The organism is Luteimonas sp. FCS-9, from assembly GCF_001014645.1.
GTDB lineage: Bacteria > Pseudomonadota > Gammaproteobacteria > Xanthomonadales > Xanthomonadaceae > Luteimonas.
The window spans coordinates 148,705-170,716 of record NZ_LASZ01000008.1 but is presented as its reverse complement, the minus strand read 5'-3'; the positions used below and the strand labels follow the sequence as shown (position 1 = coordinate 170,716).

Here is a 22,012-nt window from a genome sequence, read left to right as displayed (position 1 = left end):
CGGGGCGCGGCTGCCGACCGAGTTCGAATGGGAGCAGGCCGCCGCCGGCGTGCCGGTGGGCGGCAACTTCGCCGATGCCGACCGCCTGCATCCCTGCGCGCCGGGGGCCGCCGACACCGGGCTGCAGCAGCTGTTCGGCGACGTGTGGGAATGGACCCACAGCGCCTACACCGCCTATCCCGGCTACCGGCCTTGGCCGGGCGCGCTGGGCGAGTACAACGGCAAGTTCATGGATGCGCAGTGGGTGCTGCGCGGCGGCAGCTGCGCCACCCCGGCCGACCACGTGCGCGCGAGCTATCGCAACTTCTTCCCCTCCGACGCGCGCTGGCAGTTCGCCGGCCTGCGCCTGGCCAAGGATTCCGCATGAACGCCGCCACCGCCCGCGCCCGTGCGCAGGCCGCGCTGACCGACCTGCGCCCGCGTCCCGACGACATCGCCGCCGACGCCGTCGCCGGCCTGTCGCGCACGCCCAAGCGGCTGCCGTCCAAGTATTTCTACGACGCCGAGGGCTCGCGCCTGTTCGAGGCGATCACGCGCCAGCCCGAGTACTACCTCACGCGCACCGAGCTGGCGCTGCTGGAGGCGCGCATGGACACGATCGCCCAGGCGATCGGTGCGGGCGTGCACGTGGTCGAGTTCGGCAGCGGCAGCGGGCGCAAGACCGAGCTGCTGCTCGACGGGCTCGACGACCCGGTCGCCTACACCTCGATCGAGATCTCGCGCACGGCGCTGATGGACAGCGTCACCCGGCTGTCGCAGGACCACCCCGACGTCGAGATGCTGCCGGTGTGCGCCGACTTCACCGCGCCGGTACCGCTGCCGGCCGCCGCGCGCCGCGCGAGCCGCACGCTGGTGTTCTTCCCCGGCTCCACGCTCGGCAACTTCGGCGACGAGGAGGCCGTGCGGCTGCTGGCGTCGATGCGGCGCACGATGGGCGAGGACGGCTGCGCGCTGGTCGGCATCGACCTGGACAAGGATCCGGCGGTCGTCGAGGCGGCGTACAACGATCTTGCCGGCGTCACCGCGGCGTTCACGCTGAACCTGCTGGCCCGGCTCAACCGCGAGATCGGCAGCGATTTCGACCTCGACGCGTTCCACCACCGTGCGGTGTATGCGCGCGAACGCCTGCGCATCGAGACCGCGCTGGTCAGCGAGCGCGCACAGACGGTGCACGTCGGCGGCCGGGCGTTCGCGTTCGAGGCCGGCGAGGCGATGGACGTCGAGGTCAGCCAGAAGTACACCGACGCCTCGTTCGCCGCGCTCGCGCGCGCGGCGGGCCTGCGGGTGACGCACGGCTGGAACGATCCGCAGGACTGGTTCGGCCTGCGCCTGCTGCGGCCGGTCTGAGCCTCGATGGCGGGCGAGGGGGAGGCCGCGGTCCTGCGCGCGCGCATCCTCGCGCTGCTGGCCACGCGCACGGCCGAGGCCTCGATCTGCCCCTCGGAGGTCGCGCGTGCGCTACGGCCGGGCGGCGACTGGCGCGCGCTGATGCCCGCTGTCCGCAACGTCGCCGCCACGCTGGCGCACGCGGGCACGCTCGAGATCACGCAGCGCGGGGCGGTGGTCGATCCGGACGCGCCACCGCCGGGGCCCGTGCGCCTGCGCCGCGGGCCGCGCTGGTCGGCAAGCGGTTGATCGAGCGCCTACGATGGGCGCCCGATCCCATCGCCCGCCCGCCATGCCGTCGACCGACAAACCCTTCGCACCCGCCTGCGAACGAAACCGCGATCCGATCCTCGCGGTGCTGCGCGACGCGTTCGCGACGCGCAGCCGCGTGCTTGAAATCGGCAGCGGCACCGGCCAGCACGCGGTGCATGTCGCGGCCGCGCTGCCGGGCCTGCGCTGGCAGTGCACCGACCGCGTCGCGCAGCTGCCGGGCATCGCGCAGTGGCTCGACGAGGCGGCGCTGGACAACACCCCGCCGCCGGTCGAGCTCGACGTGACCGCCGGGCCGTGGCCGGTGTCGGACGGGCCCGATGGCCGCTTCGATGCCGCGTTCACCGCCAACACGCTGCACATCATGGGCTGGCCGGCGGTCGAGGCCTGCTTCGCCGGCCTCGACGATGCGCTCGCGCCCGACGCGACGCTGGTCGTCTACGGGCCGTTCAACGTCGACGGCCGGTTCACCAGCGACAGCAACGCCGCGTTCGATCAATGGTTGAGGGCGCGCGATCCGGCATCGGGGATCCGCGACCTCGAAGCGGTCGATGCGCTCGCTGCGCAAATCGGCTTGCGGCTGGAGGCCGATATCGGGATGCCGGCGAACAACCGGTGCCTGGTGTGGCGGCGACGACGGGATTGAACGTCGACCGGCCTCCGGATGTCACGCCGGTGGCCCGCACACGTCCGTAGGCGTGCGCCTGTACGCGAGGTATTGCCTGGCAGGCCCGGTCGCGCGAGCGCGCCTGCACCGGCGTCACGCCGCCGCGCTGCGCACCACCACGCGCAGCGGATTCGTCCACTCCTTCAGCAGCTCGGCCTCGCGCGCCTTGGCGGCGTGCAACTGCGCCTCCTTGACGTGGCCATAGCCGCGGATGTGTTCGGGCACGCTCGCGATCTGCGCGGCCAGGTCGACGTTGCCGCCGTCGAGGCGGTCGAGCAGGCCGGCGACGGTGGCCTCGTACTCGCCGATCAGGCGCCGCTCGGTCCGGCGCTCGGCGGTCCGGCCGAAGACGTCGAACGGGCCGCCGCGCAGGAACTTCAGTTTCGCCAGCACGCCGAAGGCCTTGAACATCCACGGGCCGTACGCGCGCTTGACCAGTTCGCCCTTGTCGTTGCGGGCGGCCAGCAGCGGCGGGGCGAGGTGGAAGCGCAGCGTGTAGTCGCCCTCGAACTGCTGTTCGAGCCGCCGCCGGAACTCGCCGCTGGTGTAGAGCCGCGCGATCTCGTACTCGTCCTTGTAGGCCATCAGCTTGAACAGGTAGCGGGCGACCGCCTCGGTCAGTGCGGTCGAGCCGGGCGCGCGCGCTGTCTCGGCCTCGCGCACGCGCGCGACGAAGCCGGTGTAGCGCCGCGCGTAGGCGGCATCCTGGTAGTCGGTGAGGAACGCGGCGCGGCGCGCGACGAGCTCGTCGAGCGAACGCGACAGGCGCAGGTCGTCGAGCGGCAGGAACGCGACCGCATCGGCGTCGGCGTCGTGCGCCGGCACGTGGCGCAGGTCGGCTTCCTCGCGCGTGGGCCGCGGCGCGGACGTCGCGCCCCATTCGCTGGTCTCCCACTCGCCCGGCGGCAGCACGGGCAGTTCGTGCACCGGGCGCTCGGCGGCGTTGGGCGCGTTGCGCACCAGCCCGGCCGCGGCCTCGACGGTGGCCGGATCGACGACCGCCAGGCGGCCCCACGCGAACGCGGTCTTGTTCATCTCGACCGCCGCGCCGTTGAGCTCGACCGCGCGCATGATCGCGTCGAACGAGAGCGGCACCAACCCGCGCTGCCAGGCGTAGCCGAGGATGAACAGGTTGGCGCCGATCGCATCGCCCAGCAGCGCCGTCGCCAGCTGGGTGGCGTCGACGCGCAGCGGCGCGCGGCCGCCGAGCGCGTGCTCGATCGCCGCGACGATGTCGCCGGCCGGGAACTGCATGTCCGGGCGCGTGGTGAACGTGCCGGGCATCGCCTCGTAGGTGTTGAGCACGACCTGCGAGCGGTCGCCGCGGATCTTCGACAGCGTCCAGTAGTCGTTGACCACGACCATGTCGCAGCCGAGCACCAGGTCGGCCTCGCCGGCGGCGATGCGCACCGCGTGGATGTCCGACGGCGCGCGCGCGATGCGGATGTGCGTGGTCACCGCGCCGCCCTTCTGCGCCAGGCCGGTCTGGTCGAGCACGGTCGAGCCACGGCCCTCCAGGTGCCCGGCCATGCCCAGCAGCGCGCCGATCGTCACCACGCCGGTGCCGCCCACGCCGGTGATCAGGATGTTCCAGGGCTGCGCCAGGTCGGTCGCGAACGTCGGCATCGGCAGGTCGGCGAGCTTCTCGGCCGCCGAGACCTTGCGGCCCTTGCGCGGTCGACCGCCGTGCACGGTGACGAAGCTCGGGCAGAAGCCCTCGACGCAGGCGTAGTCCTTGTTGCAGTTGCTCTGGTCGATCTCGCGCTTGCGCCCGAACTCGGTGTCGCGGGGCAGCACCGACACGCAGAACGACTTGCGCCCGCAGTCGCCGCAGCCCTCGCACACCAGCGTGTTGACGAACACCCGCTTGGCCGGGTCGGCGATCCGGCCGCGCTTGCGGCGCCGGCGCTTCTCGGTCGCGCAGGTCTGGTCGAAGATCAGCACGCTCACGCCCTTCACCTCGCGCAGGCGCTTTTGCACCGCGTCGAGCTCGCGGCGATCGAAGAACTCGACGCCGGACGGGAACAGGTCGCGCCTCGACCACTTGCCGATGTCGTCGCTGACCAGCGCGATGACGTCCACGCCCTCGCTGCGTACCTGGTGCGCGATCTGCGGCACGGTCAGCGTGCCGTCGACCGGCTGGCCGCCGGTCATCGCGACCGCGTCGTTGTAGAGGATCTTGTAGGTGATGTTGACGCCGGCCGCGACCGACTGGCGGATCGCCAGCGAGCCGGAGTGGAAGTAGGTGCCGTCGCCGAGGTTCTGGAACACGTGCGGGGTGTCGGTGAACGCCGCCTGCCCGCACCACGTCACGCCCTCGCCGCCCATCTGGGTGAACGTCTCGGTGCTGCGGTCCATCCACGTGACCATGTAGTGGCAGCCGATGCCGGCCAGCGCGCGCGAGCCCTCGGGGACCGTCGTCGAGGTGTTGTGCGGGCATCCCGAGCAGTAATGCGGCACGCGCGGGAACTGCGCGCGCGGCAGCGCCAGTTCGCCCTCCTTGGCCTCCATCCACTGCAGCACGTCGTGCATCTTCTGCCGCTCGCTGCCCTCGTCGGGCAGGAAGCGCAGGATGCGCCGCGCGATGACGCCGGCGATCGTCGCCGGGGTCAGCTCGCCGGTGCTCGGCAGGATCCACGCGCCGTCCTCGTCGTACTTGCCGACGATGCTGGGGCGCTCGCCGTCGAAGTTGTAGAACAGCTCCTTCATCTGGCCCTCGATGAAGCCGTGCTTCTCCTCGACGACGAGGATGTCGCGCAGCCCGCGCGCGAAGCTGCGGATGCCCACCGGCTCAAGCGGCCAGGTCATGCCGACCTTGTAGACGCGGATGCGCAAGCGCCGGCACGCGGCCTCGTCCAGGCCCAGGTACTCGAGCGCGGTCAGCACGTCGAGGTAGCTCTTGCCGGTGGTGACGATGCCGAAACGCGCGTCGGGCGTGTCGAGCACCAGCCGGTCGATGCGGTTGGCGCGCGCGAACGCCTGCGCGGCCTTGACCGCGTAGCGGTGCAGGCGCATCTCCTGGTCCATCGGCGGGTCGGGCCAGCGGATGTTGAGGCCGCCGGCCGGCATCTCGAAGTCGTCGGGGGTGACGATCTGCAGGCCGAACGGATCGACGTCGACCGACATCGACGACTCCACGGTTTCTGCGATCGTCTTGAAGCCGACCCAGCGTCCGGTGTAGCGGCTCATCGCCCAGCCCAGCAGGCCCATGTCGAGGATGTCCTGCACCCCGGCCGGGTTGAGGATGGGCATCATCGCGCTGGTGAACTCGCCCTCGCTGCCGTGCGGCAGCGTCGAACTGCGGCAGGCGTGGTCGTCGGCGGCCAGCGCGAGCACGCCGCCGTGGCGGTGCGTGCCGGCGGCGTTGCCGTGCTTGAACACGTCGCCGCAGCGGTCCACGCCCGGGCCCTTGCCGTACCACATCGCGTAGACGCCATCGACGTTCGCGCCCGGGAACAGGTTGGTCTGCTGCGTGCCCCAGACCATCGTCGCGCCCAGGTCCTCGTTGAGGCCGGGCTGGAACTTCACGTTCGCCTGCGCCAGGTACTGCTTCGCGCGCCACAGCTCCAGATCGAACCCGCCGAGCGGCGAGCCGCGGTAGCCGGACACGAAGCCGCCGGTGTTGAGGCCGGCCGCCGCGTCGCGCAGGCGCTGCATCAGCGGCAGCCGCACCAGTGCCTGCACGCCCGACAGGTAGATGCGCCCGGAGGTACGCGTGTACTTGTCGTCGAGCGTGTAGTCGGCGTCGACCACGCCGTTGGTCAGACCGGAGCGGGCGGACGCGGGCGAGGACAGTTCGGCGGTGCTGGTCATGGCGGGAACTCTGGCTTGCGCGCGGGCGCTGGCGGGTCGCGCGGCGCGGCGGCCGGCGACGTTCTGGCGAAAAAAGGCGACGCAGTGTAGCAGCGGCCCCGCCGCGGCCCGGTCGCCGCAGCCCGCTACAATGGCCCGCGCACGGCGCTGGGGAGCGTCGATCGAGGGGACGACAATGCGGAACATGCTGCGATCGGTGGCCGGCCTGGCCTGCGCGCTGCTGGCCTCGGCCACGTGGGCGCAACGCGTGCCGGCACCGGCCGAGTTCTACTTCGACGCCGATGCGCGGACCGCCGCGCCGGTCGTGGCGATCGCAGGCGACGGCGATGCGGTCCATGGCCGGCTGCTGCAGCTGGTCGAGCGCAACGCCCGCAACGCCGACCAGGCGCGCGCGCAGCTGGCGCAGGCGCTGATGCGCAGCGGCCGGCAGGACACCGGCCGCGCGCTGTACGACCAACTGCTGGCCTCGCTCGCGCCGCGCGCGCCGCTGCGCAGCGCGGTGCACTGGAACTACGGCTGGGACCTGTACCGCGACGGCCAGCCGGGTCCGGCGCTGGCGCAGTGGGTGCACGCGCTCGACGGACGGCTGGTCAAGCCGTCGTGGGCGCCGCCGACGCTCGCGCTGGCGCTGTGGCGGCTCGACCGCCGCGACGAGGCGAAGCAGTGGTACGCGGCCGCGGTGCGGACCGAACCGCGACTGTGGGACGACCCGGCGCGGTTCCCGCAACTGCTGCCCGGCTGGACGGACGCAGAGCGTGCGGTGCTGGCGGAGGTCTTCGCCGCCTGGCAGGCCGACCCGCCCGCCTGGCCCTGACGCTCAGGATGCCGGCGGCCGCGGGCTGCCGGCGGGGCCTGGCATGGGGCGGCGGACAGGAACCGGCCGCACCCGGCGCGGCCTCAGTCCCGGTCCTCGACCGGGATCCGGCGTTCGACCAGCCAGGCGCGGACCCGGGCACGGTCGCGCCTGGCCCCGGCCGAGAGTACGGCATCCTTTGCGCGGAAGAACGAGGGCTGGAAGGTCACGCCGACGCGGTCGCGCGCGGTCGGGTCGGCGCCGGCCTCGAGAAACCGGACGACCCAGCCGGTGGCGTTGATGCGCGCGGCCTTGTGCAGCAGCGTCGCGCCGTAGCGGTCGGCGGCGTCGACGCGCGCGCCCGCGTCGAGCAGCAGCCGGATGGTGTCGTCGTTGCGCGCCTCGAGCGCGTTGAACAGCGGCGTCTCGCCGTTGCGCGCGTTGGGCGTGTCGGGTGACAGCCCGCGCGCCAGCAGGGTCTTGAGGAACGTCGTATCGCTCTGCATCGCGGCCACGTGCAGTGCGGTGTTGCCGTTGGCGGCCGCGGCCGTCGGATCGGCACCGGCCTCGAGCAGGGTTTCGAAGCCGCGGCGCTCGCCGCGCAGGATCGCGGCCTGCAGCAGCGGCGTGCCATCGGCATCGGTCGCGTCGGGGTTGGCGCCGTCGGCGACGAGCCGCTTCGCATCGGCCAGGTCGCCGCTGTGGGCGGCGCGCGCCAGCGCGGCGGTGCCAGGATCGGTGGACGGATCTTGGGACATGTTCGGTCCTTGGCGGGCGCAGGCGCCCGGAGCGACGGCGACCAGCAGCGCGCAGACGCAGGCACGCACGCTGGTCGCGGAGAACGGCGAAACCGGATCGATCATGACGGCGCCCCGTCGGCGGTACAAGCGCACAGCCTAGCGGCGCCGGATCGAACCGTCCGTGACGAGGTCATCGGCACCGGGGCGCCGCAGGCGCGGCGGCGTGCGGTCAACGGAACCAGTTGAGCGGGTTGGCCTTCTCGGCGACCCAGCGGGCGCCGTCGGCGACGCGGTCGCCGGTCCAGGCCGCGGCCTCGCCCACCGCACGGGCGCCGTCGGCCAGGCGTTCGCCGGTCCAGACGGCGGCCTCGCCCACGGCACGGGCACCGTCGACCACGCGGTCGGCGGCCCACTGCGCGCCGTCGCCGGTCTTGTCGATCACCCACTCGGCCCCGTCGCCGACCTTGTCCAGGCCCCACTGCACGCCGTTGCCGGCGGCGTCGGCGACATCGTCGACGGCGCGGCCGGTCCACTCGACGCCGGTGGCCACCGCATCGAACGGCGCGTCGAAGCCGACGCGGTCGCCGACGTCGCGCAGCACGCTGCCGCCGAGGTTGGCGACGTTCTCGACCGCGTCGCCCGCGGTGTCGAGGGTGTTGGCGACCACGTCGCCGCCCAGGCCAACGACGCCGTCGACCACGTCGCCGGCGATGCTGAGGGTGCCGCCGACATAGTCGCCGTTGCCGAAGTCGTTCTCGATCGCCTCGCCGATGCCCTTGACCGTGTCGGAGACCGTCTCGCTGCCGTCGCGGTACAGGCCGCCGAGGCCGTCGGCCAGCGCGCCGAGCTGGTTGAGCCCGTGCTCGCCGATGTTCTCGACCGTGCTGAGCGCGAGGCCCAGGTCGGTGCCGGACAGGTCGAGCGGCGCGCCCGCGGTGTTCTCGCGCAGCGCCTCGACGTAGGACGGATGGTCGGCGCCGCCGCCGTGCAGGCCGCCGAGATCGAAGCGGCCCATGCCCGCAGGCGGATCGATGCGCAGTTCGTGGCCGACCGCATCGGGCGGCGACAGGCCCACGATGGGCAGCACGGGCAGGTCCTGCTGTGCCAGCGTCAGCGGATCGCCGTCGACGACGTAGCGGCGGATCTGGCCGCTGTCGGCCAGGTCGCTGCGCGCGCCGTTGGGATTGAAGCCCAGCGACGCGAGCGTGTTGTTGCTCAGGCCCGAGGCGTTGAAGGTCACGCCCGGCACGCCGGTGGCGAGCATCGCGGCCGACGCCAGGCCACCGCCCAGCGAGTGGCCGGTGATCGCGACGTTGCCTTCGCCGAAGGTGTCCACCGCCAGGCTCGCCAGTTCCATCGCCTGGGAATACTGCGCGGTCTCCATGCCCAGGCCCTGGCCGCCGTTCGCGCGCGAATCGCCGCCCTGGCCCAGCCCCCAGTTGTCGGTGCCACGGTAGGCGACGACGTACTGGCCGTCGGCGTTCTGGTAGATCGCCGCGTCGAAGCCGGTCTGCAGGTCGTGCAGCTTGTCGGTCGAGATCGGGATCTCGTTGCCCTGTGCGTCGATCAGGTGGCTGCCGTCCTCGCTGGGCACCAGACGCGTCCAGCCGGCGGCCTGCAGCTCGGCCTCGGCGGCGGTGCCGGTGACGCCGTCCGGCCCGGCCAGCGTGTAGCTGTCGTTGGCCATCAGCGACAGGTGCAGGTCGCGCTCGGGCTGCGGCGCGGTGCCCTGGACGGACTCGGCGAAGCTGCCGTCGCCGCGCGGGAAGCCGGCGCTGGTGTCGACGTGGCTGCGCGGCGTGTTCGCCGGCGGGCCCCCCTGCGCGCGCAGCGCGGGATCGAGCGCGTGGTCGCGCCAGGTGTCGATGGGTTGGCTGTTGCCGGAAACCGGGGACAGGCTCATGACGCGCACCTTCGGGTCGGATGCCTCGACGATAGGCGTCTGGACGGCCGGCGACAGCTGGTGCGAACCCTAGGCTGCGGTGCGGAAAGCGGATTCAGGTCACGGTTCGCGCCCGTGCCGGCGCGATGCCGACGGCCGCGATGCTCAGTCGGCGTCGGTGACGTTCTTCTCCAGCGGCACGCCGTGGGCCTTGAGCCAGGCGACGACCTCGCGCCGCTCCTCGCGCGCACGCGCATTGAGCAGATGGGCCGGGAACGAGAAATACTCGACCTGGAAGCTGTCCCCGCGCGAATTGCGCGCCTGCGGGTCGGCGCCCGAGCGCAGCAGCGCGAGGATCGCGGCGCCGCCGTTGGTGCGCGCGGCGACGTGCAGCGGCACGTCGCCGTTGCGGTCGGCGATGTCGGGATCGGCGCCGGCCTCGAGCAGCACCTCGGCCTGGCCGGCCTCGGGCGAGAGCAGCGCCTGGACCAGCGGCGTCGCGCCGGTGTGCGGGTTGCGCGCATCCTTGTCGCCGCCATGGGCGAGCACGCTGCGCAGGATCTCCGGGCTGCCCGAGAACGCGGCCGCGTGCACCGGTGTCTCGCCGCGCGCGTCGACACGGTCGGGATCCGCACCGCCCTCGAGCAGCGCGTCCACGCTCGCGGCGCGGCGCTGGCGGATCGCCTCCATCAGCAGGGTCTCGCCCTGGCTGCCGGGCGTGTCGGCAGGCACCTGCTGGAGTAGGCGACGGACCTCGGCGGCGTCGTCGCGGCGGACGGCGTCGGCCAACGAGGCGGTCGAGGGGGTGTCGAAGGCGTCGTTGCTCATGGAAGGCGGGGCGCACCCGACGGCGCCGAGGAGGACGGTGGTGGACAGCATGACGCGGAAACGGGGCATGCGGGGCATTTCAACCTCCGGACGCGGCCGGGCGCAAGCGCTGGCACGCCGGGCTCAGCGCCCGAACAGGCTGCCGACGAGGTTGGTCGCGCCCTGTGCCACCCAGCCCACGCCATCGACGACCGTCTCGGCCGCCTGGCCGGCCACGTCGGTGGCGAACTCGGCGACATCGCCGGCGCCGTCGATCGCCCCCGACAGCACGTCGCCCGCCCAGCCGCCGACGTTGTCCTTCACCTGGCCGGCGAGCTGGTCGGCATAGCCGTCGACGGTGTCGCCGACCGAGTTCAGCGCGCCCTCGGCCAGGTCGCCGACCAGGCGCGCGCCGCCGAGCACGTAGTCGCCATTGGCGAACTCGTTGGCGACGACCGCGTCGACATCGGTGGCGAAGTCGTGCACGTTGCGCGCGTAGTCGTCCTTGGCCGCGTCGGGCAGCAGGTTCTGCAGGTCGCGGCCGAGCGAGGACGGGTTCTCGTAGCCCGCCTGCCAGGGCTGGTGCTCGATCATGCCGGCGGTCAGCGCGTTGGGGCTGTGGCTGATGGCGGCATAGGCCACGTTGCCGACGAGGTTTGCACCGCCGGTGACCAGGCCGGTGACCGGATTGAACGGCAGGAACGGCGTGTGCCGTGCGATCTCAACGCCGGTGTTGAGCGTTTCGCTCATGCCCGGCGAGAAGCCCTCGGTGGGACCGTAGTTCGTGAACATCTGGTGCTCGTCGGCGCTGGCCGGCTTCACGACGATCTGCGTGCCGAGCGCGTCGGGCGCCAGCAGGCCGGTCGCCCAGCTGTCCTGCGCATTGGTCAGCGCGTCGCTCGACAGCGAGTAGGCGCGGATCTGGCCGCCCTCGGCGGTGTCGCGTGCGGCCTGCGGGTCGATGCCCATGCGGTCGAGCGTATTGGGGTGGATGCCGGACGCGTCGAAGGTCACTGCCGGCACGCCGCTGGCCAGCGAGCCGACGCTGGCCAGGCCGCCGCCCTGCGAATGGCCGGTGATCGCCAGGTTCGACGGCTCGGCACGGTCGTCGCCGAAGACGCGTGCGAACTCGCGCGCGGTGTTGACCGCGGTCACGCCGAACTTGTCGCCGTCCCGGGTCTCGTAGCCCAGGCCCTGGCGGAAGTTGTTGTCCCAGTCGGCGCCGCCCTCGGCGGTGCCGCGGTAGGACAGCACGTAGTTGCCCTGGCCGTCGGTGTAGACCTCGGCGCGGAATTCCTGGTCGTTGGTCGGCACGCTGTCGTTCGCGCCCAGGTACTGCAGCCGCCAGGCCTGCGGGTCGGCCACGCCCAGGTCCTGCAGCTGCTGGTCGGTGACCTCGTTCCAGCCGGCCGGCGGCGCGCCGCGGGTGCCGTAGACGGCGGTCGCCAGCTGCGACAGCGTCACGTCGAACGGCTGCGCCTGGGTACCGCTGGCGACCTCGCCCAGCGTGCTGCCGGCAGGAATCGCGTAGGGTCCGGTGGGCGGGGCGCCGGCGCCGGGGCCGGCCGCGGGCGCCTGGACCTGCGGGTGGTACGTCGGATCGGGACAATAGGGCCCGGAGGACACCGGGGCCGGCGCGCCCCCGGCCGGTGCCTCGCGCGGCGGGGGCGGAGGCGGCATCGGGGAGAGGCCACGCACACCGTCTGCGATCATCATCGTCATCGCCGCGCTCCTGCGGATCGTAGGCCTCGACCCTAGCGCGGCGGCGCGATGCGGCGCATCTGGGGCGTACCCCAGATGCCGGCCGCGGTCAGAACGCCGGAATCACCGCCTCGTGGTAGCGCTGCGCGATGAATGCGCGGACTTCCTCGCCGGTCAGCGCGGCGATGAGCTTGCGCACCCGAGGGTCCTCGCGCTTGTCCGGCAGCCCGACCAGGAAGTTCACGTACGGCGAATCCTTGCCCTCGATCGCCAGCGCGTCGCGCGCGGGATTGAGGCCGGCGTCGAGCGCGTAGTTGGTGTTGATCAGCGCCAGGTCCACCTGGTCGAGCACGCGCGGCAGCATCGCCGCGTCGAGCTCGCGGAACTTGAGCTGCCGGGGATTGGCGGTGATGTTGCGCAGCGTGGCGAGCGCGTTGGTCGGATCGTCGAGCGTGATCACGCCGGCGTGGTGCAGCAGGATCAGCGCGCGGCTGTTGTTGCTCGGGTCGTTGGGGATCACCACGTCGGCGCCCTCGGGCACCGCGTCGAGGCTGTCGTAGCGCCGCGAGTATGCGCCGAAGGGCTCGATATGGATGCCGGCCAGCGTCACCAGCCCGGCGCCGCGGTCGCGGTTGTAGGCGTCGAGATAGGGCTCGGTCTGGAAGTAGTTGACGTCGATCTGGCCCTGCACGACCTGGTCGTTGGGCTGCACGTAGTCGTTGAACACGCGCACCTGCAGGTCCACGCCCTGCTCGGCGAGCAGCGGCTTGACGACCTCGAGGATCTCGGCGTGCGGCACGGCCGTCGCGGCGATGGTCAACCGCTCGCGGCCCGCAGCGGCGCCGTCGTCGGCACCGCCGCACGCGGCGAGGCCGGCCAGCAGCAGGACGGCGGTGGCGAGGCGGGGCAGCAGAGGGGACATGGACGTTCCGGGCGCGACGTGGGCCGCCCAGTATCGGGCGGTGCGCGTGCGGATCGAGTCCACGCGTGGAAATCAGTGTGCGACGCGTTCAGCGTCGGCTGAAACGCGCCACCAGCCGGTCGCCGAGCATCTGCAGCACCTGCACCATGAGCAGCAGGGCGACCACGGTCACCACCGCCACGTCGGTGCGCGAGCGCAGGTAGCCGTCGCGGTAGGCGAGGTCGCCCAGGCCGCCCGAGCCGATCGCGCCGCCCATCGCGGTGAAGCCGATCAGCGCGATCGTGGTCACCGTGGCGCCGGCGATCAGGCCCGGCAGCGCCTCGGGCAGCAGCACCCGCAGCACCAGCTGCCGGGTCGTGGCGCCCATCGCCAGGCTGGCCTCGATGACGCCGCGCTCGACTTCGCGCAGCGCGGTCTCCACTAGCCGGGCGTAGAACGGCGCCGCGCCGACCACCAGCGGCAGGATCGCGCCGCGCACGCCCAGCGACGTGCCCATGGCCTTCAGGGTCACCGGGATCAGCACGATCATCAGGATGATGAAGGGCACCGAGCGCAGCAGGTTCACGACCAGCGCCAGGCCCCCGTACAGCGCCGGGCGCGCGTGCAGCTGGCGCGGGCCGGTCAGGAACAGCAGCACGCCCAGCGGCAGGCCGATCAGCAGCGTCAGTGGCAGCGAGCCGGCGAGCATCAGCAGCGTGTCGACCGTCGCCTGGCCGATCTCGGCCCACTTGGCGGCGTCGACGTTGGGCAGCAGCGGGGCGCTCATCGCGGCAACTCCTCGACGTGCACGCCGGCCTGCGCGAACCGGCGCAGCGCGTCGTCGGCCTGCGCCCCGGTCACCGCCAGCGTCAGCTGGCCGTAGGGCAGGCGCTTGATGCGGTCGATGCGCCCGGCCAGGATCGTGTAGTCGATGCCGGTCTCGCGCGCGACGCGGCCCAGCAGCGGCTGCCAGGTCTCCTCGCCGGTGAACGTGAGCCGGAGCAGGCGCCCGTCCACGTGCGCGATGTCCTCGTGCAGCGCGCCCTCGTCGATCGCCTCGGATTCGGCGACGAAGCGGCGCGTGGTCGGGTGCTGCGGATGCAGGAACACCTCGGCGACCGGGCCGCTCTCGACCAGGTGCCCGGCATCGAGCACCGCGACGCGGTCGCAGACCCGGCGCACGACGTCCATCTCGTGGGTGATCAGCACGATCGTCAGGCCCAGCTCGCGGTTGATGCCGTCGAGCAGTTGCAGCACCGAGGCGGTGGTCTGCGGGTCGAGCGCGCTGGTCGCCTCGTCGCACAGCAGGATCTTCGGCTCGGTCGCAAGCGCCCGGGCGACGCCGACGCGCTGCTTCTGCCCGCCCGACAGCTGGGCGGGGTACTTGTCGCGGTGCGCCTCCAGGCCGACGCGCACCAGCAGCTCCTGTGCGCGGGCGCGCGCCTGTGCCTTCGGCGTGCCGGCCAGCAGGAGCGGGAAGGCGATGTTGTCGAGCACCGTCCGGGCCGAGAGCAGGTTGAAGTGCTGGAAGATCATGCCCACGCGCCGACGCAGGCGCCGCAGGCCGTCGCCGTCGAGCGACCCCAGCGTCTGCCCGTCGACCGTCAGCGTGCCGCCGGTGGGCGTCTCCAGGCCGTTGATCAGCCGCAGCAGCGTCGACTTGCCTGCGCCCGAATGCCCGACGATGCCGAACACCTCGCCGGCCTCGATCGTGAGGTCGAGCGGATGCAGCGCGACGACCTCGCGCCCGTGGACCGGGAAGGACTTGTGGATGCGTTCGAAGCGGATCACGTGCTGCGCTGCGGAAGAACCGGCGTGCAGGCTAGCAGGCCGGGGCCGTCGCGGCGATGCGGCGTGCGGCGATGGTGGCCGAGACAGCTGCCCCGCGGGCGCGCTCAGCCGGCCTGTGACTGCGTGAACGCGGCGAAGATCGCCAGGGTTTCCGGGCTGACGTGGTGCTCGATGCCCTCGGCGTCGCGCCGGGCGATGGCCTCGGGCACGCCCAGCGCCAGCAGGAACGCCTCGACCACCCGATGCCGCTCCCGGCTGGCCGCGGCCAGCGCCTCGCCGGCCTCGGTCAGGAACACGCCGCGGTACGGCCGCTGGACGACCAGGCCATCGCGGACGAGCCGCTGCAGCATGCGTGCGACCGTCGGCTGGGCCACGCCCATCCGGGCGGCGATGTCGACCTGGCGCGCTTCGCCGGCATCGGCGATCAGGTCCGAGATCAGCTCGACGTAGTCCTCGGCCAGCTCCATGCGGTGCGCGTTGCGGACCTGGCGAAAGCTCTCGGCCTGGACGTCGGCTTCGAGCAGGGGGGCGGCCGGGCGGTCGCCGCGCGGGGATCGGGCCATACGACGGGGCTCACGGACAATCTCTCGGCGCCCATTGTCGCCAATCGGCGCCGCCGGTGCCTGGGCTCAGCCGTTGCCGGGCAGCGCGCGGACCTGGGCCGGCCGGCCGCGCGAGTCGAGCGCGATCATCACGAAGCGCCCGCGCGTGCACAGTTCGCGCTCGCCGCTGATGAGGTCTTCGGCGATCACCTCGACCTCGACCTGCATCGAAGTGCGCCCGACCTCGACCACGCGCGCGATGGTCTCCACCAACTGGCCCTGGCGGATCGGCAGCTTGAAGTCGACCTGCTCGGAGCGCGCCGTGACCACCGTCAGGCGCGCATAGCGCGAAGCGGCGATGAACGCGGCCTTGTCCATCCATGCCAGCGCCTGGCCGCCGAACAGCGTGCCCAGGTGGTTGGTGTGGTCGGGAAAGACGATCTCCAGCATCCGGGCTTCGGTGGCCGGTGCGTCGGGAATGGGGGTCATGCGGAACTCGTGCGGAGGACGGGGCGCGGCGCCCGGTGACTCAGGCGTCGACGGGCGCGAGGTGATGCGCGACTGCCTGGACGATCTGCGGCGGGCTCTGGAAGCCGGCCAGGCGCGCGGTCTCCTCGCCGTCGCGGAACAGCGCCAGCGTCGGCGTCTGCCGCAGGCCGAGGCCGCGGAAGAAGTCCTCGCCGACGATCTCCAGCTTCACCTTCAGCAGCACCAGGCCGTCGGCGTCGTCGGTCGCGGCGAACTTCGCCAGCGACATGTCGAGCATCTTGCAGCCCGGGCAGTCGTCCTTGTAGTAGTCCACGAGCAGGCGCGGATGCGCGGCCAGCGCGGCGGCGTAGTCGTCAGGCGACGAAGCGTGCAGGGTCTGCATGGGGCGGGGTCTCGGTACGGGCGACTATGGTATCGGTCCAGCGTTCGATCTTCAGCGCATCGCGTTCGCCGTGCGGCATCTGTTCGATTTCCAGCGTCGGATAGTCCGTGCCGAAGAACGCGGCGATGCGACGCACCGCGCCGCAGTAGTACTCCGCGCCCCACTGCGTCTCGCCGGTGCCGAACGCCGCCAGCTGCCGCGGCTTGCCGACCGCGTCGACCAGCTCGGCGATGAAGCGCTTCATCTCGACCGGCGTGCGCCCGGCGTTGTCGGTCCACGCGCCGAGCACGTACAGGTCGTGGTCGGCGCCATCGGGGCAGACAGACGCGAGGGTCTGGATGTCGGTCTCGATCCAGGTGACGGCGTGGCCCAGCGCCTCGCATCGCGCCCGCACCATTCGTGCGACGTCGCGGGTGTTGCCGCTGAGCGAACAGTAGGCGAGGAGGATGCGCATTAAAGCCGGGAATGGGGATTGGGGATTAGGGATTCGGAAAAGCGGGCTCGGAGTCGCGTTCTGTGTGTTGCTGTTCCCAATCCCGAATCCCAAATCCCGAATCCCTGCCCTTACAGATCATCAAATCCGTTATCGGAGTTCGTTTTCTTGTACGACGCATTGCGCATCTCGAAGAAGTCGGTCTTGGTCTCGGTGAAGTTGTCGGCGTAGGCCTTGATCCACGGCATGACGTTGTCGGTGGTCTCGGTGTAGAGCTTCTCGATGCCGAGCATGCCGGCCATCTTGTTGGCGCGGTACTTCACGTAGCGGATCATCTCGTCGACGTCGATGCCGTCGATGCCGTCGAGCACCTCGCCGGTCCACTGGGTCTCCAGCTCGATCGCATGGGCGAAGGCCTTGTGCACGTAGTCGGTGAGCTCGTTGGTCTGCAGCTCGGGGTTCTCGCCGACGATGGCGCGGATCACCTCGCTGATGAACTTGGTGTGGGCCAGCTCGTCGCGGTTGATGAAGCTGATGATCTTGCCGGTGCCGGTCATCCGGTTCTGGCGGACCAGGTTGTAGAAGTACGCAAAGCCCGAGTAGAAGTTGATGCCCTCGAGGATCGACGACTGGATCAGCGAGCGCAGCAGCGTCTCGGCGGTCTTCTCGCGCATGAAGTCGTCGTACGATTCCATGATCGGCGCGTTGCGCTTCTGGATCGTGGGATGCGTGCGCGCGATCTCGAACACGCGGTTCTGGTTCGACAGGTCGGTGATCGAGGCCAGCACGTAGCTGTAGCTCTCGTTGTGGATCACTTCCTGCTGGCCGATGATCGCGGCGTTGGCGTGCGCGGCCGGGTCGGTGATGTACTCGGCGACGTTGTAGATGAAGCGCGTCTGCGGCGAGTCGAGCGTGGCCAGCAGGCCGATGATCGAGTCGTAGGCGTTCTTCTCGCGCGCCGAGAGCTCGCCGTACTGCTTGGCGTCGCCCTTCATGTCGACCTCGTCCGGGATCCAGAAGTTGGTCGAGAGTTCCTTGTAGGCGCGGTAGAACGACGGGTACGGAATGTCGTTCCAGTTGAGGATGCCGGACGTGCGCCCGTTGATGATGCCCGTCGAGCGGTTGGGGTGGCGCGGCTCGAGGATCTTGATGCGGTCGAGCGGAGTGGACGTAACGGCCATGTGCGGAAGTCTCATGTTTCGTGCCGTCGCGTACACGCAGCACTGAGATGGCGACGCGACGAATCAATCTGGAGGAAAGCCCCCCTGAGTCAGGGGGGCGCGCCCAAGGCGCGGGGGTGTGGATGCTGGTGAAGCAGGGTCCGCGGTTTGCGAAGTAAACCGTGGAAGCTAAAGCGCGAATGCGCTTTAGCTGCTACACCACTCGCACTCGGCAATGTCGATGTCGTTGGAGCGCACGTAGTACGTGGTCTTGATGCCCTCGCGCCAGGCGGTCATGTGCAGGTCGAGCAGGGTGCTGGCGCGGATGGTGCTGGGCACGTAGAGGTTGAAGCTGATCGCCTGGTCGACGTGGCGCTGGCGGCGCGCGTTCTGGCGCACCGACGCGAACTGGTCGACCTTGTAGGCGCCCTTCTCGTAGTAGGGCCAGGTGTCGAGCGACAGGCCGGGGGCGGCGACCGGGCGGCGGTAGTCCTTCTTCTCCTCGTAGTAGAACGCGGAGTAGATCGGGTCGATCGACGCGGTGCTGCCTGCGATCTGCGCGGTCGACATGTTCGGCGCGACCGCCATCAGCCAGCCGTTGCGCATGCCGTTGACGCCGACCTGCGCGGCCAGATCCAGCCATTCGGGCGAGTTGTAGCCGCGGTCGCTGAAGTAGGCGCCGGTGTGCCAGTCGCTGCCGGCGAACACCGGGTAGGCGCCCTTCTCCTTCGCCAGTTCCATGCTCGCCTGCACGGTCAGGAAGTTGATGCGCTCGTACAGCGTGTCGCTGAAGTCCTCGGCGTCCTTCTCGTTCCATTGGATGCCCTTCTGCGCCAGCAGGTGATGCCAGCCGAACGTGCCCAGGCCGATCGCGCGGTACTTCTGGTTGGTGATCGTGGCCTGCGGGACGGGCAGCTGGTTGAGGTCGATCACGTTGTCGAGCATGCGCACCTGGATCGGGATCAGGCGCTCGAGCACGTCGGTGATCAGGTCGCCCTGGCCTTCCTGCGGCACGATCGCCCGGCCCAGGTTCACCGACGACAGGTTGCACACGACGAAGTCGCCGGCCTGCTTGGTGGTGACGATCTGATTGCCGGAGATGATCTCCTGCATCATCTTCGTCGGGCTCATGTTCTGCAGGATCTCGGTGCACAGGTTCGACGAGTAGACGCGCCCCACGTGCTTGTTCGGGTTCTTCCGGTTGACCTCGTCGCGGTAGAACATGAACGGGTTGCCGGTCTCGAGCTGCGACACCATGATCCGCTTGAAGATGTCGATCGCCTTGACGGTCTTGCGCGAGATGCGCTCGTCGGCGACGACTTCCTCGTACTTCTTGCGGAACGTGCCCTCGCCCTTCTTCTCGTCGAAGAAGTCCTGCAGGTACCAGCCCTTGACCCGGTGGACCTCGTGCGGGTCGAACAGGTACCAGTCGCCGCGGCGCTCGACCGCCTCCATGAACACGTCGGGGATGCACACCGACGTGAACACGTCGTGCGCGCGCAGGCGCTGGTCGCCGTTGTTCAGGCGCAGGTCCAGGAACGCCTCGATGTCGCGGTGCCACACGTCGAGATACACCGCGACCGCGCCCTTGCGCTGGCCCAACTGGTCGACCGACACGGCGGTGTTGTTGAGCTGCTTGATCCACGGCACCACGCCGCCCGACGAATTGGGCACGCCGCGGATCGCCGAGCCCGACGAGCGCACGTAGCCCAGGTACGCGCCGACGCCGCCGCCGCCCTTGGAGACGCGGGCGATGTCGGTGTTGGAGTCGTAGATGCCCTGCAGCGAATCGTCGACGGTGTCGATGAAGCACGACGACAGCTGGCCGCCGACCTTGCCGGCGTTCTGCAGCGTCGGGGTCGCGACGGTCATGTACAGGTTCGACAGCGCCCAGTAGGCCTCGCCGACGAGCTGCATGCGGCGCTCGCGGCCACCGCGGGTCTCGTTCTGCATCAGGTACAGCGCGATGGTCAGCCAGCGCTCCTGCGGCAGTTCGAACACCGCGCGCGAGGTGTCGGTGGCCAGGTAGCGCGTGGCCAGCAGGTACAGGCCGTTGTAGGCGAACAGCTTGTCGCGCTCGGCCTCGATCATGCGACCGGCTTCCTGCAGCTCCTCCTTGGAGTACGCGCGCAGGATGTCGTTGGAATAGATGTTGCGGTCGGCCAGCGATTCCTGCAGGCCGACGTAGGAGCCGTACTTCTGCTCGGCGTCGTAGAAGCGGTTGCGGCTGGCGCGCTTGTACAGGCGGTGCAGGTACAGGCGGGCGGCGAAGAACTCCCACTCCGGCGCGGTGACGTCGACGCGGGCCTCGGCCTCGCGGATCAGGTGGTCGACCAGGTCGTCGGCGTTGACCGCGTCCTTGCGCTCGACGAAGCCGAACACGCTGCGCTTGTAGTCGGCGATGTCGAGCTGCGGGAACTCGGCGTGCACGCGGTCGATGCTGCGCTCCAGGCGCGCGCGCTCGTACGGGATCCGGCGGTTGCCGGCTTCCTTGGTGATCCAGGTGGAGACGTCGGCGTCGACGTCCGGGGTGTCTGCGATGGCGGTGTGCATGGCGGCGCTCGGGGGCGGCGGCACCACGTCGTCGGCGTCTGCGTCGACGACGGGCGGCGCCGCGGGGGTGGGGGATGCGGCGATGGTCGGGGTGGCGTCCGCGGGCGTCGAAGGGGCGTTCGAGACGGTGTCGTGGCTGGTCATGCGTCCTCTCTAGTGTCCTGTCATTCGCGCACGCCGCCGTCCCGCCCGCGTCGGGGTCCGGCGGCCGTGGACGGCGCGAGGATGATCGGGTGGCGTCGCAGGGACGGCGACCGGCCTGCGCCGTCGCCTCCCGCTCCGCGGACCCGCTCCCACGGAGCGTCCACAGCCGGTACCGCGCGTCGTGCTTCGCGCGGCTGTCGGCAGGGCCGCGGACTCTCGGGCGAAGGCCGATGCCTTCCTCCCGCCGTGCGCCGCAGGATCGCTCCTGGAGGCATGGCGGGTGCGTTCCCGATTACCGCTGCGGGGCAGTGCCGGACTGGCGTGGGGCGTCACCGGCTTCCCGTTTTAATCCGCAGGCTTCGGGGCTGCGGAACCGACGGGGCCCAAGATAGTGGGGTGCATGCGCAGCGTCAACGCTAAATGTGGGGCGGGCGCCCAGAGCGGCGTCAGGCCGGGAATCGTGCGGCCTCCGGCGCCGGCCGGGTGTGGGGCGATGCAGATCCGGCTGCGCCAGGCAACCCCGCCAGACACCTATTCAGTAACGGCGACCGCCGTCCGCGCTGCCAGGGCAGGGGTGGACGCACGCGACCAGCGACGCCAGTCGGGGGCCGGGACCGGCAGCGGCTGGTCGTGGTCGAGCAGCCGGCGCAGCTCCACGGCCGCGTAGTGCGGTGCCAGCGCCTGCACCAGCGCGAAGCCGAAATCGCGCAGCACGCGGTCGCGGCGCAGCAGCACCCAGGTGATGCATTCGGGCAGCAGGCCGTCCTCGACCGGGGGCGCGACCAGGCCGTCGTCGATGTCGGCGCCCATCTCGTCGACGATGCCCACGCCCAGGCCGGCGTGGACGTAGGCGCGGATCAGCGCGCCGTCGCGCGCGGTGACCGCGATGTCGGCGGTCAGCTCGGCGGCTGCGAACGCGCGCTGCAGCGACGAGGTGGGCTGGCGGCTCGATTCGTAGCTCACCAGCGGCACCGCGGCCAGGTCGCGCAGGCCGATCGGCCGCGGCAGCGCCGCCAGCGGATGGCCGGCCGGCACCAGCACCCGGCGGCCCCAGCGGTAGAGCGGGATCGCCACCAGGCCCGCGGGCGGGGCGCCGGTGCCGCTGAGGATCGCCAGGTCGGCATGGTGCTCGGCCAGCAGCCGCAGCGACTCGGCATCGCCGCCGGGCACCACGTGCACCGCGACGTCGGGCCAGTCGCGCTTGAGCGCCTGCAGCGCCGGCGGCAGTGCGTGCCGGGCCTGGGTGTGGGTGGCGGCGATGCGCAGCAGGCCCTGGGCCTCGCTGCGCAGGTTGTCGGCCAGCGCCTGGATGTTGCCGGCCTCGGCCAGCAGGCGGCGGGCGTGCACCAGCACCTGCCGGCCCTCGCCGGTCAGCGCGGCGAGCGCGCGACGACGGCGGGTGAACAGCAGGAAGCCGAGCGCGTTCTCCAACTGCCCGAGCTGCTTGGACAGGCCCGACTGGGTCGCGTGCAGGCGCCGGGCGGCCAGCGTGATGTTGTGGCCGCACTCGACGATGGCGACGAAGCTGCGCAGCTGGGTGAGGGTCATGGCGAGGCCG

20 protein-coding genes and 1 riboswitch are annotated in these 22,012 nt (G+C 71.3%); of the genes, 5 read left to right on the top strand and 15 right to left on the bottom strand.

Features of this window, described 5'->3' with window-relative positions; translation table 11 throughout:
• The 4 genes from WQ56_RS09430 to WQ56_RS09415 all read left to right on the top strand — a co-directional run.
• The coding region (locus WQ56_RS09430; protein ID WP_047136823.1) for an SUMF1/EgtB/PvdO family nonheme iron enzyme at window positions 1-367 on the top strand (367 nt) is incomplete at its 5' end.
• Window positions 364-1,347 (top strand): L-histidine N(alpha)-methyltransferase, encoded by a 984-nt coding sequence (egtD, locus tag WQ56_RS09425; protein ID WP_047136822.1) that lies wholly within the window; start codon window positions 364-366, stop codon window positions 1,345-1,347. The genes WQ56_RS09430 and egtD, both read left to right, overlap by 4 nt.
• A 6-nt stretch (window positions 1,348-1,353) precedes the next feature.
• On the top strand, window positions 1,354-1,635 hold the full coding sequence (locus WQ56_RS09420; RefSeq protein ID WP_047136821.1) for a DUF3253 domain-containing protein: 282 nt from the start codon (window positions 1,354-1,356) through the stop codon (window positions 1,633-1,635).
• A gap of 43 nt (window positions 1,636-1,678) precedes the next feature.
• Window positions 1,679-2,302 (top strand): DUF938 domain-containing protein, encoded by a 624-nt coding sequence (locus tag WQ56_RS09415; RefSeq protein WP_047136820.1) that lies wholly within the window; start codon window positions 1,679-1,681, stop codon window positions 2,300-2,302.
• 114 nt (window positions 2,303-2,416) lie between these two features.
• On the opposite strand, the gene WQ56_RS09410 is transcribed toward WQ56_RS09415, so the two are convergent.
• Complete coding sequence (locus WQ56_RS09410) at window positions 2,417-6,136, bottom strand: indolepyruvate ferredoxin oxidoreductase family protein (RefSeq protein WP_047136819.1); 3,720 nt, start codon at window positions 6,134-6,136, stop codon at window positions 2,417-2,419.
• Window positions 6,137-6,320: 184 nt separating this feature from the next.
• Here WQ56_RS09410 and WQ56_RS09405 point away from each other — a divergent pair, with 184 nt between their 5' ends.
• On the top strand, window positions 6,321-6,950 hold the full coding sequence (locus tag WQ56_RS09405; protein ID WP_047136863.1) for a hypothetical protein: 630 nt from the start codon (window positions 6,321-6,323) through the stop codon (window positions 6,948-6,950).
• A gap of 83 nt (window positions 6,951-7,033) precedes the next feature.
• Here WQ56_RS09405 and WQ56_RS09400 read toward each other — a convergent pair whose 3' ends face one another.
• The 14 genes from WQ56_RS09400 to WQ56_RS09330 form a co-directional block, all read right to left on the bottom strand.
• The gene (locus WQ56_RS09400) at window positions 7,034-7,687 is read right to left on the bottom strand and encodes an ankyrin repeat domain-containing protein (RefSeq protein ID WP_156170487.1); all 654 of its coding nucleotides are present in this window, start codon (window positions 7,685-7,687) and stop codon (window positions 7,034-7,036) included.
• 211 nt (window positions 7,688-7,898) lie between these two features.
• Window positions 7,899-9,572 (bottom strand): Mbeg1-like protein, encoded by a 1,674-nt coding sequence (locus WQ56_RS17735; RefSeq protein ID WP_052772945.1) that lies wholly within the window; start codon window positions 9,570-9,572, stop codon window positions 7,899-7,901.
• Window positions 9,573-9,716: 144 nt separating this feature from the next.
• Window positions 9,717-10,379 (bottom strand): ankyrin repeat domain-containing protein, encoded by a 663-nt coding sequence (locus tag WQ56_RS09385; RefSeq protein WP_197076467.1) that lies wholly within the window; start codon window positions 10,377-10,379, stop codon window positions 9,717-9,719.
• 123 nt (window positions 10,380-10,502) lie between these two features.
• Window positions 10,503-12,038 (bottom strand): DUF2974 domain-containing protein, encoded by a 1,536-nt coding sequence (locus WQ56_RS09380; RefSeq protein WP_047136818.1) that lies wholly within the window; start codon window positions 12,036-12,038, stop codon window positions 10,503-10,505.
• Window positions 12,039-12,168: 130 nt separating this feature from the next.
• A complete protein-coding gene (locus WQ56_RS09375) occupies window positions 12,169-12,981 on the bottom strand; it encodes a MetQ/NlpA family ABC transporter substrate-binding protein (RefSeq protein ID WP_047136817.1) in 813 nt (270 codons plus the stop codon).
• 88 nt (window positions 12,982-13,069) lie between these two features.
• Entirely contained in the window at window positions 13,070-13,747 is a 678-nt protein-coding gene (locus tag WQ56_RS09370) for a methionine ABC transporter permease (protein WP_047136816.1), read from the bottom strand.
• Window positions 13,744-14,751, bottom strand: coding sequence for a methionine ABC transporter ATP-binding protein (locus WQ56_RS09365; protein WP_047136815.1), 1,008 nt, complete (start codon window positions 14,749-14,751; stop codon window positions 13,744-13,746). The genes WQ56_RS09370 and WQ56_RS09365 overlap by 4 nt, the downstream gene beginning before the upstream one ends.
• Before the next feature lie 104 nt (window positions 14,752-14,855).
• On the bottom strand, window positions 14,856-15,314 hold the full coding sequence (gene mntR, locus WQ56_RS09360; protein WP_047136814.1) for a manganese-binding transcriptional regulator MntR: 459 nt from the start codon (window positions 15,312-15,314) through the stop codon (window positions 14,856-14,858).
• A gap of 66 nt (window positions 15,315-15,380) precedes the next feature.
• Window positions 15,381-15,782, bottom strand: a complete 402-nt coding sequence (locus WQ56_RS09355; RefSeq protein ID WP_047136813.1) for an acyl-CoA thioesterase — start codon at window positions 15,780-15,782, stop codon at window positions 15,381-15,383.
• A gap of 40 nt (window positions 15,783-15,822) precedes the next feature.
• A complete protein-coding gene (locus WQ56_RS09350) occupies window positions 15,823-16,164 on the bottom strand; it encodes a thioredoxin family protein (protein WP_047136812.1) in 342 nt (113 codons plus the stop codon).
• The gene (locus tag WQ56_RS09345) at window positions 16,136-16,618 is read right to left on the bottom strand and encodes a flavodoxin (protein ID WP_047136811.1); all 483 of its coding nucleotides are present in this window, start codon (window positions 16,616-16,618) and stop codon (window positions 16,136-16,138) included. Before WQ56_RS09345 ends, WQ56_RS09350 begins: the two co-directional genes overlap by 29 nt.
• A 110-nt stretch (window positions 16,619-16,728) precedes the next feature.
• Window positions 16,729-17,778: a ribonucleotide-diphosphate reductase subunit beta gene (locus WQ56_RS09340; RefSeq protein ID WP_047136810.1), complete on the bottom strand. Its 1,050-nt coding sequence runs from the start codon at window positions 17,776-17,778 to the stop codon at window positions 16,729-16,731.
• Window positions 17,779-17,964: 186 nt separating this feature from the next.
• Window positions 17,965-20,454 (bottom strand): ribonucleoside-diphosphate reductase subunit alpha, encoded by a 2,490-nt coding sequence (locus WQ56_RS09335; protein ID WP_047136809.1) that lies wholly within the window; start codon window positions 20,452-20,454, stop codon window positions 17,965-17,967.
• A gap of 181 nt (window positions 20,455-20,635) precedes the next feature.
• Window positions 20,636-20,847, bottom strand: a riboswitch (cobalamin riboswitch).
• A 138-nt stretch (window positions 20,848-20,985) separates the two neighbouring features.
• The gene (locus WQ56_RS09330; RefSeq protein ID WP_047136808.1) at window positions 20,986-22,002 is read right to left on the bottom strand and encodes a LysR substrate-binding domain-containing protein; all 1,017 of its coding nucleotides are present in this window, start codon (window positions 22,000-22,002) and stop codon (window positions 20,986-20,988) included.
• Window positions 22,003-22,012 lie beyond the last annotated feature (10 nt).

Bases quoted from the DNA above. Each gene is read 5' to 3' on its own strand.
- egtD (WP_047136822.1), top strand. From the start codon at position 364: ATGAACGCCGCCACCGCCCGCGCCCGTGCGCAGGCCGCGCTGACCGAC.
- WQ56_RS17735 (WP_052772945.1), bottom strand. From the start codon at position 9,572: ATGAGCCTGTCCCCGGTTTCCGGCAACAGCCAACCCATCGACACCTGG.
- WQ56_RS09340 (WP_047136810.1), bottom strand. From the start codon at position 17,778: ATGGCCGTTACGTCCACTCCGCTCGACCGCATCAAGATCCTCGAGCCG.
- WQ56_RS09335 (WP_047136809.1), bottom strand. From the start codon at position 20,454: ATGACCAGCCACGACACCGTCTCGAACGCCCCTTCGACGCCCGCGGAC.
- WQ56_RS09400 (WP_156170487.1), bottom strand. From the start codon at position 7,687: ATGTCCCAAGATCCGTCCACCGATCCTGGCACCGCCGCGCTGGCGCGC.
- WQ56_RS09370 (WP_047136816.1), bottom strand. From the start codon at position 13,747: ATGAGCGCCCCGCTGCTGCCCAACGTCGACGCCGCCAAGTGGGCCGAG.
- WQ56_RS09330 (WP_047136808.1), bottom strand. From the start codon at position 22,002: ATGACCCTCACCCAGCTGCGCAGCTTCGTCGCCATCGTCGAGTGCGGC.
- WQ56_RS09355 (WP_047136813.1), bottom strand. From the start codon at position 15,782: ATGACCCCCATTCCCGACGCACCGGCCACCGAAGCCCGGATGCTGGAG.
- WQ56_RS09385 (WP_197076467.1), bottom strand. From the start codon at position 10,379: ATGAGCAACGACGCCTTCGACACCCCCTCGACCGCCTCGTTGGCCGAC.
- WQ56_RS09405 (WP_047136863.1), top strand. From the start codon at position 6,321: ATGCTGCGATCGGTGGCCGGCCTGGCCTGCGCGCTGCTGGCCTCGGCC.
- WQ56_RS09410 (WP_047136819.1), bottom strand. From the start codon at position 6,136: ATGACCAGCACCGCCGAACTGTCCTCGCCCGCGTCCGCCCGCTCCGGT.
- WQ56_RS09420 (WP_047136821.1), top strand. From the start codon at position 1,354: ATGGCGGGCGAGGGGGAGGCCGCGGTCCTGCGCGCGCGCATCCTCGCG.
- WQ56_RS09415 (WP_047136820.1), top strand. From the start codon at position 1,679: ATGCCGTCGACCGACAAACCCTTCGCACCCGCCTGCGAACGAAACCGC.
- WQ56_RS09345 (WP_047136811.1), bottom strand. From the start codon at position 16,618: ATGCGCATCCTCCTCGCCTACTGTTCGCTCAGCGGCAACACCCGCGAC.
- WQ56_RS09375 (WP_047136817.1), bottom strand. From the start codon at position 12,981: ATGTCCCCTCTGCTGCCCCGCCTCGCCACCGCCGTCCTGCTGCTGGCC.
- WQ56_RS09350 (WP_047136812.1), bottom strand. From the start codon at position 16,164: ATGCAGACCCTGCACGCTTCGTCGCCTGACGACTACGCCGCCGCGCTG.
- WQ56_RS09380 (WP_047136818.1), bottom strand. From the start codon at position 12,038: ATGCCGCCTCCGCCCCCGCCGCGCGAGGCACCGGCCGGGGGCGCGCCG.
- mntR (WP_047136814.1), bottom strand. From the start codon at position 15,314: ATGGCCCGATCCCCGCGCGGCGACCGCCCGGCCGCCCCCCTGCTCGAA.